Source organism: Bacillus cereus group sp. BfR-BA-01382, from assembly GCF_022663475.1.
In the GTDB taxonomy this organism is placed as follows: domain Bacteria; phylum Bacillota; class Bacilli; order Bacillales; family Bacillaceae_G; genus Bacillus_A; species Bacillus_A thuringiensis_S.
The window spans coordinates 1-309 of record NZ_JAKUFQ010000336.1 but is presented as its reverse complement, the minus strand read 5'-3'; the positions used below and the strand labels follow the sequence as shown (position 1 = coordinate 309).

The following is a 309-nucleotide window of genomic DNA, read 5'->3' as shown; positions in this document are numbered from 1 at the left end:
TTAGATTTTGAAGAAGCTATTTTTGGTAAGGAATTAAATGTGGAAATTCCAGTAGAAGATCCATGTGATACTTGTAAAGGTAGTGGAGCAAAACCAGGAACTTCAAAAGAAACATGTAAACATTGTTCAGGCTCTGGTCAAGTGAGTGTAGAGCAAAACACACCGTTTGGTCGTATCGTAAACCGTCAAGCTTGTGGTCATTGTTCAGGAACTGGACAAATTATTAAAGAAAAATGTACGACATGTCACGGTTCAGGTAAAGTTCGTAAACGTAAAAAAATCAATGTTAAAATTCCAGCGGGTATCGAT

At 36.9% G+C, this 309-nt stretch carries 1 pseudogene; it reads left to right on the top strand.

The window, feature by feature from the left end:
• Positions 1–309, top strand: a pseudogene (gene dnaJ, locus MR160_RS34235) (chaperone protein DnaJ); the annotation flags it as partial.